Annotated in this window: 12 protein-coding genes and 1 tRNA gene; 10 read left to right on the forward strand and 3 right to left on the reverse strand. The window is 44.4% G+C overall.

The window, feature by feature from the left end:
* Positions 1–5: 5 nt before the first annotated feature.
* Genes CLV51_RS14715 through CLV51_RS14725 form a run of 3 tightly spaced genes read right to left on the reverse strand, consistent with a single transcriptional unit; the run spans position 6 to position 5,658 of the window.
* Complete coding sequence (locus tag CLV51_RS14715) at positions 6–1,241, reverse strand: TlpA family protein disulfide reductase (protein WP_106528767.1); 1,236 nt, start codon at positions 1,239–1,241, stop codon at positions 6–8.
* A gap of 11 nt (positions 1,242–1,252) precedes the next feature.
* Positions 1,253–2,590, reverse strand: coding sequence for a RagB/SusD family nutrient uptake outer membrane protein (locus tag CLV51_RS14720; protein WP_106528768.1), 1,338 nt, complete (start codon positions 2,588–2,590; stop codon positions 1,253–1,255).
* Positions 2,591–2,601: 11 nt separating this feature from the next.
* The gene (locus CLV51_RS14725) at positions 2,602–5,658 is read right to left on the reverse strand and encodes a SusC/RagA family TonB-linked outer membrane protein (RefSeq protein WP_146151288.1); all 3,057 of its coding nucleotides are present in this window, start codon (positions 5,656–5,658) and stop codon (positions 2,602–2,604) included.
* A 205-nt stretch (positions 5,659–5,863) separates the two neighbouring features.
* Here CLV51_RS14725 and CLV51_RS14730 point away from each other — a divergent pair, with 205 nt between their 5' ends.
* The 10 genes from CLV51_RS14730 to CLV51_RS14775 all read left to right on the forward strand — a co-directional run bounded on the left by CLV51_RS14730 (position 5,864) and on the right by CLV51_RS14775 (position 19,259).
* Entirely contained in the window at positions 5,864–6,817 is a 954-nt protein-coding gene (locus CLV51_RS14730) for a histidine kinase (protein WP_106528770.1), read from the forward strand.
* A complete protein-coding gene (locus CLV51_RS14735; protein ID WP_158267026.1) occupies positions 6,810–7,865 on the forward strand; it encodes a sensor histidine kinase in 1,056 nt (351 codons plus the stop codon). The genes CLV51_RS14730 and CLV51_RS14735 overlap by 8 nt, the downstream gene beginning before the upstream one ends.
* A gap of 4 nt (positions 7,866–7,869) precedes the next feature.
* Positions 7,870–8,574, forward strand: a complete 705-nt coding sequence (locus CLV51_RS14740) for a LytR/AlgR family response regulator transcription factor (RefSeq protein WP_106528772.1) — start codon at positions 7,870–7,872, stop codon at positions 8,572–8,574.
* Between the two features lie 312 nt (positions 8,575–8,886).
* Positions 8,887–10,035: a putative sensor domain DACNV-containing protein gene (locus tag CLV51_RS14745; RefSeq protein ID WP_211302001.1), complete on the forward strand. Its 1,149-nt coding sequence runs from the start codon at positions 8,887–8,889 to the stop codon at positions 10,033–10,035.
* 67 nt (positions 10,036–10,102) lie between these two features.
* Positions 10,103–10,735 (forward strand): pseudouridine synthase, encoded by a 633-nt coding sequence (locus tag CLV51_RS14750; RefSeq protein WP_245898728.1) that lies wholly within the window; start codon positions 10,103–10,105, stop codon positions 10,733–10,735.
* Positions 10,736–10,848: 113 nt separating this feature from the next.
* Entirely contained in the window at positions 10,849–13,149 is a 2,301-nt protein-coding gene (locus tag CLV51_RS14755; protein WP_106528774.1) for a family 20 glycosylhydrolase, read from the forward strand.
* 217 nt (positions 13,150–13,366) lie between these two features.
* Positions 13,367–14,656, forward strand: a complete 1,290-nt coding sequence (locus CLV51_RS14760; protein WP_106528775.1) for a hypothetical protein — start codon at positions 13,367–13,369, stop codon at positions 14,654–14,656.
* 364 nt (positions 14,657–15,020) lie between these two features.
* Positions 15,021–17,492, forward strand: coding sequence for a glutaminase family protein (locus CLV51_RS14765; RefSeq protein ID WP_106528776.1), 2,472 nt, complete (start codon positions 15,021–15,023; stop codon positions 17,490–17,492).
* Between the two features lie 186 nt (positions 17,493–17,678).
* A tRNA-Lys gene (locus tag CLV51_RS14770) sits at positions 17,679–17,751 on the forward strand.
* 245 nt (positions 17,752–17,996) lie between these two features.
* Entirely contained in the window at positions 17,997–19,259 is a 1,263-nt protein-coding gene (locus CLV51_RS14775) for a site-specific integrase (protein WP_106528777.1), read from the forward strand.
* Positions 19,260–19,377 lie beyond the last annotated feature (118 nt).

A 19,377-nucleotide genomic window follows, 5' to 3' on the forward strand; every position in this document is an offset into this window, starting at 1 on the left:
ATCTTTTAAAAACGAATAGCTGGTATAGTTTTAGGTTGTTTTTCGGCCATGGATTTGGTACCCTGGGCAATGGTTTGCTTAATCTTTGCCTCCGTTTCTTCGCTATACCCGGAAAAACGTTCTATGATTTTTCCTTCTGTATCTACGAGGTACAAAGTAGGAATGCCGGCGAACTGAAATTGTTCCATGGTTTTTTCTTTATTATCGCTCAAAAGCTGCTGCCATGGCATAGTTTCATCTTTCATAGCTTTTCTCCAGGCGGCTTTATCGGTATCTATGGAAATGCTTACCACATCAAAACCCTTCTCCTTATACTGTGTGTAAAGCTCCTTTACTTTCGGGATAGCCTGTCTGCAGGGACCACACCAGCTTGCCCAGAAATCAACCAGCAAGTATTTGCCTTTGTATTGCTCCAGGCCCGCCAGTGTACCGTTGGGGTCAGGATATTTTACGGAAGGCATAGGCTGACCTGTTTTCAGTCGCATGGCCTGTGCCTTATTGTTGATGATATTTTGTTTCAGCTGTTGCGCTTCTGTTAACCAGGGATATTTGGTAATGAGGCTTTCCAGCAGCTGCATGGCCTTATCATATTTCTCCCCGTCTTCTGTTCCGGCCATGTTGCGGATATCATATATCAGTACGGGTCTGTCGTGAAATGTATGCAGCAATAACTCATTGCGATCTGCATAATCCTCCGCTGAAGTTTTGTACTTCTTATGATTTTTCATATAGCTGTACCAGGTAGTATCCGTTGCTTTTTTGGCATAATACTCCGTATTATATTCTTCTATCGTCCGGAAATAGTGGAGATCGTTAATCTGGGTATATAGCTGAATAAAACTATTATCCATAGAGCCTTCTACACTGTTTTTATGCGGAATCTTCATTTTAACCCTGGCGGTATCATAACCTCTCATCGTTATTTTTACGTCCGCATCGCTCCAGAAAGTAGCACGATCCCAGTATTTATATTCAATGGTATAAGCACTTTGATGGTCCTGTTTAATTTTAAAGGAAAAGGTATTGTCTTTTCCCAGCAGAAAGGAGTCAATCACTTTGGGCTTACCGGATAAAGATTCTTTTTCCAGTAACACCCAGTTGCTGTCCAGTCTTGGATCGGTGAATCTTATGGTCCCTTTTACGGTGATGCTTTTGACAATCGGTACTTTCTGCGCCAGCAATACGGCTGGTGAAGCCAGCATGGCTAACGACGCACACATCTTAAAAACTGTTTTCTTCATGGTCGGTCTGTTTATTTTGTGTAATCTTGATTCTGTTCCAGGTTAGGATTCACCGTGAATTCTCTCGAAGGCAACGGCAGCAAAACATGCGAAGCCGGTTGCTGGAAAGATTGAAGGAAGGCGTTTATTTTACCAAACCGGCGCATATCATTCCAGCGCATGCGCTCCCCGATAAATTCTCTTCTTCTTTCCTGTTCTATCTCATCTAAAAATGCCTGTGGTGTAGCAAAGTCACTATTCATATGTGTACTGGCTTTGCGCGCACTACGGAGCAGGTTATACGTAGTTACATCTACTATACCTTTGCGGGCATTGGCTTCTGCTACAATAAGAAGCGCTTCGCTATAGCGGCATATCACGTACGAAGGCGTTATCTCCTGTGGAAATTTGGTAAGGAAATAGACTGCTTTGGTGATACCGGTGCCTTGCGCTTTTACAAAGGCCGTACCACGCACATCTGTGGGTTCATAAGATTTCACGAGGAAGGAATCTGCCCAGGTAGTACCGCTGCCGGCAATACCTGCTCCTGCGATGCTACCCGGTCCATACATAGCTGGTAAACCACTGTTGTTGCTTCCACTCGTTGATGCTTCATTGATCTTATAAAGTGATTCGCTGGTATTTACAGTGGATTTGAATATATCTGTAAATTTAGGTTGGAGCGTAAATCTACCGGAACTGATCACTGCATTGGCCATCAACAGCGCCTCATCGTTACGTCCCCCGTTCAGGTATAACCTGGCTAAGAGCAGTTGTGCAGCCTGTTTGGAGCCTGCTGTACTTGTCGTATAGTCATGAAGGTTAGCAGCGGCCTGTTTCAGATCTGCTTCAATGAAACTATTCACAGCACCAACGGAATCCCGTCCGGGCCTGCTTTTCGGATTTTCATTTCCCTTCACTATTACTACACCGCCAAACTGTTCAGACAGGAGCATATAGGAATAGGCGCGGAGCAGAAAAGCTTCTCCCATAGGCTGTTGTACGCTAGTGTCACCGGGAAACTGTGTCGCATAATTAATGACCAGGTTCGCATTACCTATACATTGATAAGGATATTGATAGGCCCATGTGAGCCAGGTATCACCAGCAGGTACATTATTAGCTTCATAAGCAGGCAGTGCCAGCGATTCCATATCATCACTCATGATATCCTGCAACACATAATAGTTATAGAACCCGTTGTTGGTGAGCGCCAGCTTGGCGCCATTCACCACTAAAGGCAGATTGGTTTTATTTAATTGGGAAGGACTTATCTGCGTGTTCGGATTTACGTCACCCAGTTGTTTGCTGCAGGCAGTAAGCAGGAATAAACCGGTAAATGCTATATGATATACTATATTTTTTTTCATGTAGATACAGATTAAAATGACAGATCAATACCAATTACCATAGAACGCGGATTAGGCAGGTTCGTGCTCACAATACCGGTGATGTTAGCTGCTTCGGGATCAAATCCGATGTACCTGGTGAGCGTGAACAGATTTTGCGCCGATGCATATAACCTTGCTCTGCTGATCTTTGCTTTGCTGAGCATACTGGCTGGTACGGTGTAGGCAACGGTAAGGTTACGTAAACGCACATACGAAGCATCGTATACAAACTGGGTAGACGGGCGATAGTTCCAGTCTGTTGTTTGTCCCGCGCCATGTACGCCGGTGATGGCCCGCGGTACATCGGTAATGTCGCCTGGTTTTTTCCAGCGCTTATTAACGATATCAAATTTATTATTCATGACACCAGTGTAATCCGCGTCATAATTGCGCAGGGATTGTTCATAAAAATCATAGACCTTATTACCTACCACATAATTGAATAACGCTTCTACCTTAAAGGCTTTATAGCTGAGGGAGAGATTAGTGCCGCCGGTAAATTCAGGCAAGGCAATAGGGATGGTTACCATATCATTGGTATCCCATTTTTTGTCATTGTTTACGTCCTTGTACATCATGTCACCTGTTTGCGGATCTACCCCCAGCGACTGGTATACCTGCACGGAGCCTACCGACTGGCCTACTTTTGCCCTGGAAAAAGGACCGCCAAATACAAAGGCGCCATAGTTAGTCAATGAATCTTTCATGGACAGGATCTTGTTGCGGTTGACGTTGAAATTTGTTTCTACCCCCCAGCCAATTACGGCTCCGGGGGCACTATGAATACCCAGTTCAAGGTCTACACCGTAGTTGCGGATATTGCCGATATTATCCGGAATAGCTGCTGCACCATAGACCCAGGAAACATTATTTTTACTCAGGAGTCCATCCGTAGTTTTGTTGTAATAGTCCAGCGCTACGGTGAAACGGCTTTGTAGGAATGCCATATCTATACCGGCGTCTACTTGTTTGGTACGTTCCCAGTGGATGTCCGGATTACCTATGGTGGAGTTTAGTTTCAGCGCCTGATCGCCAACATTGGTGGTGGCCACGAGCAAATTTTGTGCATCAAAATATCCGACAGGGCGAATGTTGCCGCTGATACCATAACTACTGCGGAGTTTCAGCTGATTGATCCAGGTATTGTGTGCCAGGAAATTTTCCTTTGCTATATCCCAGCCTGCTGAAATGGAAGGGAACCAGCTGTAACGGTTGCTGGCAGGTAGTTTAGAGGAACCATCCCGGCGAATAGAAGCATTCAGCAGGTATTTGCCATCCCAGTCAAAACCGCCACGAAGAAAATAAGCGTCTGATATTTCTTTGTTGTTAAGGTTCTTGCCGGCAATACCAAATACACTGCCGTAAGTGGTTGCGGAAGCCGCACCGGTAATACCGTCAATCTTAGGAAAGCCATCCACTTCGTAACCAAAATAGTTCAGCTGGTTGTTATAAAATGTATAACCCAGTGTACCGTTTACGCCTAGTTTCTTCCAGCGGTTGTTATAGGTAAAGTAGTTGTCAAAATTATAAGAGAAGTTATCATTACCGTTAGTGGTATAGTAACCCTGGTTGAAGGCGCCAGCATAGCCCAGTGGCGACTGAAAGCTGTTACTGAGTACATTGTATTTTGTAACATTGTAGGAAGAGCGGAACTGTAGGGTTTTATGTAATTTAATCTCCGCAGATAACCCACCAAAATAGCTGGTATTAGCGATTTTGCTGTCCACATCATTCATCACACCAATCGGGTGCTGTTGCTGTCCTGCGTAATAACCCAAAGAGCCATCTGCATTGCGTACCGGATCTTTCGGGGTATCTGGTCTGGCATTGAAAGCGGCAATAATCGGATTGGAGAAGTCTTTGTTGGCCGACTGTGTAATATTAATGTTACCATTCAGTTTCAGCCAGGTGTTTACCTGTTGGGTGAGGTCTAAGCGACCGGTATATCTTTCAAATGATCCCCTGCCAATAGCCATTGTTTCTGCATATCTTCCCAACGACATATAATAACTGCCTTTGTCGGTACCACCATTCATGCTGGCCTGGATGTTGTTGATGGGCGCATGATTGTTTTTAACTGCAGCGATCCAGTCGGTACTTCTATCCGCCATTTGCAGGCCGTCTATAGCGCTTTGCAGCCTGGTCTTTTCTGCATTGAGCCGGTTAATTTGTGAGGGGGGCAGCTGACCGGGATTCGCCAGCTGTTGATTAATATCGCCGATGCGGTTCTGCCGTGCATCAGTGAAAGCCGATTTATATTCATCTGTCGTCAGCATTCTCCTGGAAGTATTTATACCATTCAAACCCGTATACGCATTGACATTAAATGTTGGCTTACTGTTCAACTTTCCTTTTTTAGTAGTAACAATAATAACACCGGTAGATCCGCGTGCACCGTATATGGCAGCGGATGCCGCATCTTTCAGTACCTCCACCGATTCAATATCCTGTGGGTTGATACTGTTGAGCGAAATAGTACTGCCTTCCACTATCAATCCATCTATTACCAGCAATGGGTTGGAATAAACGGCATTGGTGGTTTGTACACCCCTGATCTGTATGATGGGAGTACTGCCAGGCGTGCCGGAGCTGTTGGCTACAAATACTCCTGCCACACGACCTTGCAGCGCTTTACCTACATCACTGACAATATTTTTTTCTGCCGATAACGCATCGCTCCCTACTTTAGAGATAGCATTGGTTACCCTGGATCGTTGCTGGGTGCCATAACCCACCACCACGGCATCTGTCAGCGATATGGCCTGCATTTTCATCATAATGGCTTTTGTTTGGATCAGGCTGGCGGGCACCACTACATTTTCAAAGCCTACGGAGCTGATCTGTAGCTGTGCATTGGCCGGCACTGTAATTTCAAATTCGCCCTTTTCATTAGTGGTGGCCCCTTTGGACGACCCTATTACTTTAACGGTGGCACCAGGTACCGGCAATTTGGTAGTGGCATCTTTCACTGTTCCTTTAACTACCTGTTGCGCATAAGCAGACATGCTTATCATACAGATGAGGATAAATAAGAGTAGCTTTCTCATACAATTGTTGGTTGGTTGATGGTTGGTTGGTTTTTGATTATGACTCCCGAAATAGGCTGCCAATATAGAAAGAAGGAATTTATCGAAAAGAAAAAAAGTACGTACCGGATACAAAAAAGTACGTGCAGGAAATTGACAGGTACGAAAAATAAATGCCTGATTTTCTATGTAAACTCCTGTTACATATATTACCTTCAATGGAACAATGAATAATAAAAACCCATATAATTTTTACCGGTATTTCATACACCTGGCGGTGTCTATGGCATTGCTGCTGCTGTATGTTTACCCTTCGCTGAGCGGGAACTGGCATTCTGTTATGGCGATGAAAATGATAACAACACAATACGGATTATATGGCTTTATTAATTTTAACCTGTTTTATTTGTTGGTATTTGTGCTGTTACCAGAACCAGTGCAGCGCCGCCAACATATACGCATGGCGCTATATATAATAGCTGCTATATTAAGTTTCGGGCTGCTGAAATATTTGCTGGGAGCCTGTTTTTTCCAGGACCAGGTACTGATAAAAGCCATTACGTTTATAGGCAGGCCAAAGCTATATTTCACCTTTTGGGAATACCAGCTCCGGACTATCAGAACAGGTATGGGCGTAGCTTTGCTGGCATATGGTTACCGGTTGTTTTTGCAATGGCGTAATACAGAAACAATGGACCGTAACCTGACAGCAGCTGTGGAGGAAGCCCACCAACGTTATGAGCGCATGCAGGATGGCAGCCGTTTGCTGTTGAAATACCTGCAGGCACTCACGCCGGTGCTGGAAAATGAAGCGCAGCGTGATAAAGAAGGTGTAAAGGCCATCCTGATCTTTTCTGATTTATTAAGATATATGTTATACGACAAAGCCGTAGAGCAGGATAGTGTGCCACTAAAGAAGGAGTTATATTTTTATCAGCAGTACCTGGAATTACGCGGCTTACTGCATAACGATCAGTTATTGCAACTAGAGATGGATGGGATAGAGGAACGGGTAATGATCACTCCTTTGCTGCTGCAAGCCGCTACAGAAAAGCATTTACAGCAACAGGCCGGTTCAACGGAACCCATGCTGGCAAAGATCCATATTGGCCAGCATGTACTCTCCCTGTCGATTGGCAGCTACCATTTTAAAACGAAGTTATATCCGGTGCATGCATAATATAAAACAATTCTTTTTATTGCTGTTGTTGTGGATGGCTATTGTTTATGGCATGGAGCTGATGATTACAGCTAACCCGAAATACCTGGTACTGCGTTATAGCAACATAAACAACGGGTTCTTCGGGTTGCTCAACTTCCTGCAGTTTTACATATATGTGCGTTGGATCATACCCCTCTTTATAAAAGAACGTCACTGGCGGAAGTTGTTATGGCAGCTGTTACCGGTGTTCATCGGATTTATCTTATTAAAATATTTTTTTGCAAGATGGATATTTGCGAAAGATATATTATATACGGGATACCGGTTGGATAGGATAACCCATTCCCGGATTGACTTGTATACCACCTTTGGAGAATACGTTGTAAACGCTTTATGGAAGGGTATTATCATTGTACTGATGGCTTTTGCATACCAGTTTTTTATGCTCTGGTTGCAGGAAGACCGTCGCCGGGCACAGCTGCAACAGCAGAAAGCACAGGCAGAATCCGGGTTCCTGAAAATGCAGCTGAATTCTCACTTCCTGATCAACAGCTTAAACAGTATCTATTCGCTGGCGCTGATGGGTGCGCCGGAAGTGGTGACTGCCAACAAAACACTCACAGCGCTGCTGGCCTATATGGTGGAACAGCCATCGGATATTGATTACCGTAGCCCTATGAAAGAGGAGATCTGCTATCTGCAGGACTTTGTGCAATTACAACGGCTGCGCACCGGCTGTGATGAATGCATCCTTTTTTCCGTACCGGCACTGTTACCGGAGAAAAATATTGCACCGCTGTTGCTGGTGCCGTTTGTAGAGAATGCTTTCAAACACGGTATTACCAATCAACCGGAGAAGGCAGTCACCATCACCCTGCAATGTGATGCACAGCGGCTGGTTTTCCGTGTTCATAATTTTAAAGGCAATTATCATAAAGATAAAACTGGTGGCATAGGGCTGAATAACGTGCGTAAGCGCTTACAGCTGATCTATCCCGGTCAGCATCAGCTGGACATCACAGAAACAGAACAGGAATATTATTGTAATTTGGTGGTCAACTGGTAATCGTATGGCATTGAAGTGTATTGTTGTGGATGATGAGCCCCTGGCGGCACAGGTGATGGTGGCGTTCATCAAAAAAACGCCGGACCTGGAATTGCTCAGAAGCTTTCATCATCCGTTGGAAGCGCTGGCTTTTGTAAAGCATGAAAAAGTGGACCTGGTATTCCTGGACATACAAATGCCGGAACTCAGCGGGATAGAATTTATGCAGTTAAAACAAGCCGGTACAGACGTGATCATTGTATCTGCCTATGATGAATATGCAGCAGAGAGCTTTGATCAGGAGGCCATTGACTATCTCTTAAAACCAGTGTCCTTTGAGCGCTTTGCCCGTGCCGTGCAACGGGTAATTACCCGCAGAACACCATTGGTAGGCAGTATGGCAGCTCCTGCATTTGATGAATATATTTTTGTAAGAACAGATAAACGCATCATCCGTCTTGATATCAAAGACATTCTTTTTGTAGAAGCCTTACGCAACTATGTAGCCATACAAACACCCAAACAAAAGATACTCACGCTACAGAACCTGCGTAGTTTTGAAGAAATTCTCGCACCATATCGTTTTTTTCGGGTGCACAAATCCTACATCATTGCCCTGGATAAAATAGATAGTATTGAACGGCAGCGTATTTTTATTGGTGAACACAACATCCCTATCGGAGATGCCTACCTGAAGCAGTTTATGGATACGATTAATATGCCGCGGTAAGTGTCTTTCTCAGGATTAGACTGATTATGCTGATTACACTGATTTTATTTTTTTGATTTAGATAGATTTAAAAAGATTAAAGCGAATATATCCGCTTCGATCTTCGCTTTAATCTTCGCTAACCTTTTTAAATCTATCTAAATCAAAAAAATAAAATCAGTGTAATCAGCATAATCAGTCTAATCCTGGGAAAGACAAAATCCGCTAAAATCTTCGCTCCGCCTACTTCCTACTTTCCTGCGCTCACAGCGTGTTGAAAAGCGTTAATTTAGCATCAAAATTAATGCAGGACTCAAAAGTGAATTTGGAATTATGGAAATAATTAATGGATCAACATATCAGGCTGCTGGAAAGGTAGCATACAGGATAGAAGCGCATTTCCAGAAACATCTCTCTGCAGCGCAGGAGAATGAAGAGGACGATTTAGCCACCGTGCCATCGGCATGGCAGGTAGAGAAAATTATTGATGTGGCTTTCTGGGCCAGCCTGCGTAAAGAAGAAGGCAATGCCATCCGTATTTCGCTGGCTTTTTTGCCGCCTGTGCAGGCGGTTAATCCCCTGTTATTTGAAAAGCGCCTTCCGCTTACGCCTCAGTTGCTTACCAAACTGGCGCCAGGGGTGGAACGGCCAGGCATTCATGTAGGTATCTGGTTTGATGGAGATCAGCTTTATGTGTGGGGTACTACCACCAAATTACCCAATCTGTGTTTCGTATTGGATGTATCAGAGCCCGGTTTACTGGTGGTGAAACATCGGCGTGCTGCGGGTTTGGGCAAATTTACCAATGTGGCGGTGCTGCGTGGCGACCAGGTAAAGGTGGTAAATGAAAACAGTGGCCAGTTACCCGACAGTCCGCCTATCCTTAAATCCTTACTGGGACTCACTTCTTCCTGCTTATGGAATAATGGTGTAAATGTGCTGATCCAGATAGCAGTGTCTATGCGGGCACATAAGCGGGGTGGTATTTTGCTGGTAACGCCTACCAACAGTAACAAATGGCGGGAATCTATCATTCACCCCTTACAATATCCCGTGTCTCCGGCATTTACCGGTGTAGCAGATCTGCTGCGGTACGATGGAAAAACAGTCACGGAAATCTTCTGGCAAAATGCCCTGAGACGGGAAGTGGAAAACATTACAGGTCTTACTGCTGTAGATGGCGCCACCATCATCAACGATCAGCAGGAACTGCTGGCTTTTGGCGCTAAAATAGCCAGGGCCAAAGGAGCTATGCCAATAGAACAGGTGTTGCTGACAGAACCGGTAGAAGGAGGGGAGCCAACACTTATTCATCCATCGGCCATTGGTGGTACCAGGCATCTTTCTGCGGCACAATTTGTACATGATCAGCGCGACTCCCATGCGTTGGTAGCTTCCCAGGATGGTTATTTTACCGTTTTTTCCTGGTCTGAGCAGGCGCAGCTGGTGCAGGCTCACCGGATAGATATATTGCTGATATAGTTTTTAGGATTTTACGCAAAGGCGCAAAGATGATTATTTTGCGCCTTTGCTCCTTATGCGCCTTTGCGTGAAATATCCCGTATTTTGCGGACCATTTATGGATTATCGTTATTTTATTATCAACAAGCCTCACGACATGGTTTCGCAGTTTATCAGCTCTCACAATGTGAGATTGCTGGGTGAACTGGCTTTCGATTTCCCGGAAGGCACCCACGCCATCGGGCGATTGGACAATCTCTCGGAAGGACTACTAATTTTAACTACCAATAAAAAAGTAACGCGGTTGTTGTTTCAGGGCAAACAGCCACATGAACGCACGTACCTGGTAAGGGTGAAAGGACATGTGAGTGAAGAAACACTGCAACGACTGAAAATAGGCGTGCCTATTTGTATCACCGAATCGGTGGAGTATATTACTACTCCCTGTCGCGTGGAAATTGTAGAAAGGCCGGCAGGTTTGTTTGATCATCCGCGTGAGTTGCCCAACAATGCACCACATACCTGGCTGCTCATTACATTAACTGAAGGAAAATTTCACCAGGTGAGAAAAATGGTAGCAGCTGTGCATCACCGCTGCCAGCGCCTGATCCGCGTGTCTATCGAAGATATTCTTTTAGGTGATCTGCAACCGGGAGAAGTAAAAGAATTGCCCGAAGAAGAATTTTTTGCCCTGTTGAAAATTGATGATTACAAAGATTGATCAGCGCGTAGTTTGTCAATATTACCGTATGATTAGTCAATATCACATTAGGTTGCAGCGGCTATTCTTATTACGTTTGCCCATTGGAAACATCATGCTTTAACGAGATAATTATGTGGAAATTTTTAAAGCTTACAGGAGCTTTGTGCCTGCTGCTGCAGGTTACTTTTGCGCAAAAGCAGCGCTACCCGATCATTCCTTATCCGCAGCAGCTGGTGCCGCAAACCGGTGAGTTTGTGATCACACCCGCTACCAGGCTGGTATTGCCTGCCGATCCTGCGCCTTTCTTAATTGAAACCGCACAACTGGAATTGCTGCTTACACAAGCCCTTGGCAAACCATTGCCTACGGCTGATAAGGCAGTTAAAGGCGCTATCATCATGCGCCAGAATCTGGCGCTGGCAGGAGAGGAGGATTACACAATGGATGTAAACCCACAACAAATTGTGATCACTGCCAAAGCACCCACCGGCTTTTTCCGGGCAGTGCAAACACTGCGTCAGTTAATGCCACCCATTATAGAAGACGCCGCAGCACCCGATCTTAAAAAGATAGCCATCCCGGCGATGCAATTGAAAGATCATCCCACCTACGGCTGGCGCGGCATGCACCTGGATGTATCCCGTCATTTTTTCTCCGTGGCCTATCTTAAAAAATTCATTGACCTGCTGGCACTATACAAAATGAATAAGCTGCACCTGCATCTGACAGACGATCAGGGCTGGCGCATCGAAATAAAAAAATATCCGCTGCTTACATCACAAGGCGCCTGGCGTGAGTTTAACAACCAGGATTCCGTTTGTATGAAGAAGGCCGTTGATAACCCGGATATGGCCATAGATCAGGAACATATTATCCAGAGAGATGGTAAAACGCTGTATGGTGGCTTCTATACACAGGAGCAAATGAAGGATGTGATCAAATATGCAGCTGTACGTCATGTAGAAATTATTCCTGAAATAGATATGCCCGGTCATATGATGGCTGCTATAAGGGCTTACCCTTTTCTGAGTTGCAGCGGTGAAATTGGCTGGGGTAAAGACTTTTCAACGCCTGTCTGTCCGTGTAACGAAGCTACTTTTACTTTTGCAGAAGATATATTTACAGAGATAGCGGCATTATTCCCCTCCAAATACATTCACCTTGGTGCAGATGAAGTAGAAAAGACCAGCTGGGCTGCTTCTCCTGCCTGTGCCGCCACCATGAAGGCTAACAACCTGAAAGATGTGGAAGAACTGCAAAGCTATTTTGTGAAGCGTATGGAAAAATTCTTCCAATCCAAAGGCAAAGTGCTGATTGGCTGGGATGAAATTTTGCAGGGTGGTATCAGTCCAACAGCAGTACTGATGTACTGGCGCTCCTGGGTGCCTGATGCGCCGGTATTAGCCGCCAGACACGGTAACCAGGTGATCATGACGCCGGGTAATCCGCTGTATTTTGACGGCATCCCTGACCGCAATTCCATTTATAATGTGTATCATTTTGAGCCGGTACCCAAAGGGCTTACTGCTGCGGAAGCTACTCACATCATTGGTGCACAGGCAAATATCTGGACAGAATATATTCCTTCCGAAAAACGTGCAGATTATATGTTTATGCCCCGCATGACCGCACTGGCAGAAGTATTGTGGACGCATCATGCTGATTACAATAACTACCTGCAACGGCTAAACGAACATTATAAAAGACTGGACCTGCTGGGCGTACATTACCGCCTCCCTGATCTGGACGGGTTTACAGAAGATAATGTGTTCGTAGACAAGGCAACATTGAGTGTGCAGCCGCCACTAACGGATATGACTATCCGTTATACCACCACCGGTACTATTCCGGATACCGCTTCTGCTATATTGCCTAAGAACTTCATTATCAATAAACCGCTGACAATGAAGCTGGCGGCCTTTAGCCCTACCGGTAACCGTGGTGATATCTATACGCTTCACTACCGCCAATCGGATTATCTCAAAGCCACCGTGGTAAAGGATGCATTCCCCGGATTGCAATTGGATTATTACCAGGGTACTTTTAAAAGCGCCACTAAAATAAAAGCAACGGCAGACAGCTCTTTCCGTATCAACAATGTAATTATACCGGAAGGCATGGGTAAAGGCGGTGGTGCTTTTGGTGCTAAGCTGCATGGCTACATCAATGTACCCGCTACCGGTATTTACAGTTTTTATCTTACCTGTGATGATGGGGGAATTCTTTACATAGATGATCAGGAAGTAGTGAATAACGATGGTTGGCATGCGCCTTTCCAGAAAAGCGGACAGGTAGCCCTGGAAAAAGGTTGGCATCCGCTGCTGGTAGCATTTGTAGAAGGTGGGGGCGGGTACATGCTGAAACTGGAATACAGTGTAAACGGCGGCAAGCTGCAACCGGTGCCTGATGCATGGCTGGGAGCCGGCAAATAAAATTTGTATGAAGGGGCTTAGTATGCCCCCTTTTTATTTTATATTGCTGTAATAAGTGAACAATAACATATGACCCGTTGCTGTATTATTTCCCCCCTGATTTTTTTTCGTTTAAAACAGATATGCAGCTTGTTTATTCGCCGGAGGTAAAAGCAGCGGCAATCTTATATCTGCAACAGCTGCGGGAAAAGTATTTTTCTTATTTTTGATACCATCTATGCGCATTATAAAAATTTTGTTGTTCCTGTTAATCACCTGCCAGGTTGCCTTTGCAACAGATACTGAGCTGGCAAAAGTACTGGAATCACTCACGCCCCAACAAAGAACGGTCCTTTATCAATATGGTACTTTAAGAACCTATGCTACGCCTGCACAGGCAGATAGTTTCTGGCAACAGCATCAGATCAGCAACGTGACGGTGCAACAGGCAGGCCTGCTGGCAACGGAGTTGCTGGTGAATACGGAGCTGGAGTATACTATAAAAAAGCCTTCGCGTTTACAGGCACTCAGGGGGCTGTTTACCGCCTCCCGGTTGTTACTGGGACTGGCGGCGCTGGTAGCCGCTTATGCACTGGTACAGCTCCTGAGTCGTTACTGGGGATTGATCCGGTACTGGCTCGTCAGGTTGTTCTCTCCATTGTTCCGTTGGCTGTTTTCTCCCCGGATGCTTACGTATGAATTGCTGCTGATAAGTATTGCGGGCATTTATTTTGGCCCCCGGGTACCTGATTTGGTGATACGCACTATCGTGATTCACGTGGGCGTTTTCGTTTTTTGGGCGCAACTAACGGCCATCGTTACACGTAAACATTTCATTACGGATTATAAAGATGTGGTAAAGAATACCCTTAAAAATGAGAATAAGCCATGGGAGGCATTCCTGCAGGTGACTGTGCCTGCTGGTCTTACTACCGCAGCTGTGGCATGGGTGATACATGTTTGTCCGGATCTGTGGTATCCTTACGAAGTAACGATACCCGCGCTGGTAGGTGTATATGCCTTGCCGCCACTACGTAGACTGGAAGCGCCTTTGAGCCATTTATTTTATCCTTTTGCCAATTCCCGGATGCATGGAAACGACCGGCGTATAGCCGCTTACGTGATTCTCACATTGGTGGCCTGGGTGTTAATGCTGGCACTGCCGGTAGTAGTGATACAGCCGGTGCTGGTACTCACTGTTTGTCTCACCTTTATGCTGTTATTGCTTTCCATTGAACGGATCACTTACTGCGGTATTAAAAACTACATATGGATGCAGGTGATTACTGTGGGCTTCCTTGTTGCTGCCATATTGATAGGTGCGCAGTTGAGCGTGCTGTTAATGTCCTGGATAGGAATGGGAGGCATATTGTTATATATACTGATCAAATATTGGGAAATACCGGTATTGCTGGGTTGGAGCTGGAAAAACAGGAAAGCCTGGGGAGCCCTGGGGATGGCCATGCTGATATGGGGTATAGGGGAGTTGATCCGTCATAAGCCGGAATGGTTTGTATTGTTTTATTAACCCGGGTAGTGCGACTGGTACCAATAAGTATTGTTTATTATTTAATATTTAATGAAGAATTTGTTGTAAAAGTGTATTTTTGCGCTCCCTAAGCATACGAAATTTATTTTATTGAAGATACGCGTAGATCCGAGTATCGTACTGACAAGGCTTCTCAGGGCCTCCAAGGCGATAAGTAGGGTCTGCGCTTTTTTATTGCTGATCATTTACTCCCGGTCGCAGGTCCCACCATCTTCAGATATTACGTTGATAGCAATCAGAACAGGTGTTTTTACTAAAGAATTTACCAACGGTTATGATTCTCCCGAAAATTGTAATAAATTCATTAACTGTAAACATTACACTTAATAGCTTAATTCCCGTTATGAAGAGTACACTCGTATTATTGGCAACGCTAGCGATGGGGTCCGGTGCAGCTGCACAGCAGCAGGCGCCTGCTTATCCATTGATTACACATGATCCTTATTTCAGTATTTGGTCTGCTTCCGACACCTTGAACAGCACTGCTACCAGGCACTGGACGGGGGCTACACAGTCTTTGAACGGCCTGGTGAAGGTAGACGGGGTTACTTACCGGGTATTAGGCAAGCTGGATAACAGTTACGAAGGAGTGGTGCCTACCAGTGAGGACCAGCCTTACCAGGTGAAATACACGGAAACTGAGCCTACCACCAGCTGGATGGATCCTGCATATGATGATCAGTCCTGGAAAACAGGCACCGCCCCGTTTAGCGATAATTCCGGTTTGAGTGGTACCTCCTGGAAGAGCCAGGATCTATGGACCAGGAGAACATTTGACAGTGCAGGCTTATCTGCAGGAAATCTGCAATTGAAAATCTCTCATGATGATAATATTACGGTATATCTCAACGGCGATAAGATTTACGAACACAATGGCTGGTTGAATAAATATGTTTATCTGCCTATACCGGATGCTGTAAAAAGTAAATTGAAAAGCACGGGCAACGTACTCGCTGTTCATATCCGGAATACTGCCGGCGGCGCCTTTCTGGATGCGGGTTTGTCTAGGCAGGTGGAAGCTCCCGGTGATCAGGGCATTGAGAAGGCCGTACAAACATCTGTAAATATCAATGCTACGCAAACACGTTATCAGTTTACCTGTGGTAAAGTAAATCTTACACTGACATTCACTTCTCCACTGCTGATGAGTGATCTGTCGTTGTTGTCGAGGCCAGTTTCATACATCTCTTACAAGGTAGTTGCCAATGACGATGCTACACACCAGGTGCAGTTATATTTCGGCGCATCCACCGACTTATGTGTGAATGTACCTTCGCAACCGGTTACTACGACACAGTATACGACAGGTAAATTATCAGTATTAAAAGCGGGAACAAAAGTACAGCCGGTGTTGCAGAAAAAAGGCGACGACCTGCGTATCGACTGGGGTTACATGTATGTAGCAGCACCAGCTTCGGCTAATACGGTGCAGTATATCAGCACCGCTGGAGATGCCATGAAGGCGTTTGTAAATGAATCCGTTGCCGGCACGCAGCAGGATAAAGAACTGGTATTAAGCACGGTTGTTAAATTAGCAGATGTAGATAAAACCGGCAGGGAGCAGCTTTTCCTGCTTGGCTATGACGACGTATATGCGTTACAGTATTTTTCTGCCAACATTAAAGCCTGGTGGAAAAATGATACCACACAAACCATCGATAAACAGTTAAATATTGCTTATGATGATTATGCTGCGGTGATAAAAAAATGTAGTCTTTTTAATGAGCAGCTGCACCGCGACGCCGTAAACGCTGGCGGAGAAACCTATGCGAAACTCTGTGAGCTGGCCTATCGCCAGAGTATTGCAGCACATAAGCTGGCTAAGAGTCCGCAGGGTGATATCCTTTTTCTCTCTAAAGAAAATTTCAGTAATGGATGTATCAATACAGTAGATGTAACTTATCCATCTGCACCATTATTTTTACTCTATAATCCTGATTTATTAAAAGGGATGATGAATGGTATTTTCTATTTCTCTGAAAGTGGAAAGTATACCAAACCTTATGCAGCACACGATCTTGGCACCTACCCATTGGCAAACGGACAGGTATATGATGAAGGTATGCCGGTAGAAGAATCTGGTAATATGCTGATCCTTGCCGGTGCTATTGCCAGAGCAGAAGGCAATGCCGGCTACGCCAAAAAGCATTGGAAAACACTGACTACCTGGGCAGAATATTTATTGAAAGAAGGTTTTGATCCGGCGAATCAATTATGTACAGATGATTTTGCCGGTCATCTTGCCCGCAATACAAATCTCTCTTTAAAAGCTATTGCAGGTATTCGCTCGTATGCTATGCTGGCAAAGCAATTGGGTTATGCATCCGTAGCTGCCAAATATGAAAAAAGTGCAAAAGAAATGGCTGCCAACTGGATTAAGCTGGCTGATGATGGCGATCATTTCAGTCTGGCTTTTGAAAGTAAAAATACCTGGAGCCAGAAATATAATATGGTATGGGACAAAGTCCTGAACTTTAATCTTTTTCCGGCTACTGTTTACAAAAAGGAAACAGATTACTACCTTACCCGTCAGCATAAATATGGTTTACCACTTGATAGCCGGAAGTCTTACACCAAGTCGGACTGGATCATGTGGACGGCAGTACTGACAAGCACCCCCGCTGATTTTAAGGCTTTCGTTGAGCCGATATATACCTATGTAACGGGCACGCATACACGTGTTCCGCTGAGCGACTGGCATGAAACTACTGATGGTAAAATGGTAGGCTTTCAGGCGAGGAGTGTAGTGGGAGGATATTTTATGAAGATGCTGGATGCGAAGTTTAATCCAACATCGGTAAGTGTAAAAAGATAAATAAAAAGCTTCCTGGTAACATTTCCGGGAAGCTTTTTTTATACCTTGTAAGTAGCCATGGTGGCTACATAATTATATATAGGATAAATATAGATGAGATAAATAATTAAAAATGAAGCGAATAAAATTTGGAAGTAATTTAGAAATTCCTATCTTTGCACTCCCTTAGAGAAATGAGGGGTAAATGATTCCCTAGCTCAGTTGGTAGAGCAATACACTTTTAATGTATGGGTCTTGGGTTCGAGTCCCAAGGGGATCACAACAAAGAAAATAAACAGTATCAAAGCCGCATAAATCGTAGGATTTACGCGGCTTTTCTGCTTTTAGGATATTAAGGTAAACTACATCAAACGAATCTGAAAGGATACATAAAAGGATACAGTAACATTTTTTAATTTACTGTATCCTTTTCCCGGAGATGCTTATCTATAATGGGTTTTAGGAACTCAAACCGAACCAATTAACGCCAAACAAAACCAATCGGTAACCTAAAACTTTTTGAAGATGAAAGTAAGCCAAGACTTATCAATCCTGTTTCACCTTCGATACGCCAATGGAAACACAGCTGGTAAAGCAACTATTTGCGTTCGATTAACTGTTAATGGTCATCCCCGGGATGGATTCTCGCTGGGATACCAGATTGACCCCAAAAAATTCGACAAGAAAGCTGCGGCCATCATTGGTAAATCGACGGAAGCCATAGAAATAAATACGCAGATCCAGCATGTCAAAAGTGAATTACTCCGGCATTACAACCTATTAAAAGCCCAGGGTTCCACCGTTACACCCACCATGATAAAGAATGCTCACCTCTGTATTAATCAGGAGAAAAAGACTTTAATACAGGTAGCTGACTTCCACAACGCAAAATTTAAAGAGAAGGTAGAAAAAGAGAAACGTTCTCCTGGTACATTGAAAAAATGGGTCACTACCAAGGACAAGATTACTATCTTCTTGAAGGAGGTATTTAAAATGCCGGATATTCCACTCGATAGAATCGAATACGCTTTTGCTGAGGATTTCTTCGATTACATGACACTGACGGAAGGGATTCAGGATAACACTGCAATGAAGTACCTGAAAAACACCAAGCAGCTTTTAAAGTTGGCAGTGCAACGAAAATGGTTAACCCATAATCCATTGGGAGATTTCGTCTGTACTTACATTAATCCTGACCGTGATATCCTTGATATGGACGAACTCAGTGCATTATATCATAAGGAGTTTACCATACCTCGTTTGCAGGAAACTAAAGACGCTTACCTGTTTATGGCCTTAACCGGTTATGCCTATAAGGACGCTTTGATGTTGTCTCCTGATAATGTTGCAAAATTTTTTGATGGCGAAGACTGGATTGTTAAAAACCGTGAAAAGACCTGGTGCCGTGAGAATGTACCCTTGTTACCAATTGCAAAAGAGATCCTGCAGAAATATAAAAATCATCCTTATTGCGTTGCGAATAATGTTCTCCTGCCTATAAACAGCAACCAACGTTTTAACGGTTATCTTAAAGAGGTTGCGGACCTTTGCGGAATTAATAAAAACCTCACTACACATACCGCCCGTCATACATTTGCCACTACGGTAACACTGGCGAATGGTGTGCCCTTGGAAACAGTAAGCGCAATGCTGGGTCATAAATCCATCAGGACGACGCAGATCTATGCAAAGATTGTAGCCAGCAAAGTTAGCGTTGACATGAAGACGTTAAAGGGCATCTTTAATCTTGCTTTGCCTGATTCCTTGCTGTATAGTGCCGTTGCATAAATAAAATTATCAAGGCAGGTACTTTTTTCAATGTACCTGTCTTGATAATCAATGCCTTAACAAAGCGTTAACATCGTAAATAAACCCAAAATCATTTATTGCAGACCTTGTTGATACT

Origin of the sequence: Chitinophaga niastensis (assembly GCF_003014755.1) — a bacterium.
GTDB lineage: Bacteria > Bacteroidota > Bacteroidia > Chitinophagales > Chitinophagaceae > Chitinophaga > Chitinophaga niastensis.

Excerpts from the sequence above, each read along its gene's own strand:
- CLV51_RS14715 (WP_106528767.1), bottom strand. The coding sequence starts at position 1,241 with ATGAAGAAAACAGTTTTTAAGATGTGTGCGTCGTTAGCCATGCTGGCT.
- CLV51_RS14720 (WP_106528768.1), bottom strand. The coding sequence starts at position 2,590 with ATGAAAAAAAATATAGTATATCATATAGCATTTACCGGTTTATTCCTG.
- CLV51_RS14725 (WP_146151288.1), bottom strand. The coding sequence starts at position 5,658 with ATGAGAAAGCTACTCTTATTTATCCTCATCTGTATGATAAGCATGTCT.
- CLV51_RS14730 (WP_106528770.1), top strand. The coding sequence starts at position 5,864 with ATGAATAATAAAAACCCATATAATTTTTACCGGTATTTCATACACCTG.
- CLV51_RS14735 (WP_158267026.1), top strand. The coding sequence starts at position 6,810 with ATGCATAATATAAAACAATTCTTTTTATTGCTGTTGTTGTGGATGGCT.
- CLV51_RS14740 (WP_106528772.1), top strand. The coding sequence starts at position 7,870 with ATGGCATTGAAGTGTATTGTTGTGGATGATGAGCCCCTGGCGGCACAG.
- CLV51_RS14745 (WP_211302001.1), top strand. The coding sequence starts at position 8,887 with ATGGAAATAATTAATGGATCAACATATCAGGCTGCTGGAAAGGTAGCA.
- CLV51_RS14755 (WP_106528774.1), top strand. The coding sequence starts at position 10,849 with ATGTGGAAATTTTTAAAGCTTACAGGAGCTTTGTGCCTGCTGCTGCAG.
- CLV51_RS14760 (WP_106528775.1), top strand. The coding sequence starts at position 13,367 with ATGCGCATTATAAAAATTTTGTTGTTCCTGTTAATCACCTGCCAGGTT.
- CLV51_RS14765 (WP_106528776.1), top strand. The coding sequence starts at position 15,021 with ATGAAGAGTACACTCGTATTATTGGCAACGCTAGCGATGGGGTCCGGT.
- CLV51_RS14775 (WP_106528777.1), top strand. The coding sequence starts at position 17,997 with ATGAAAGTAAGCCAAGACTTATCAATCCTGTTTCACCTTCGATACGCC.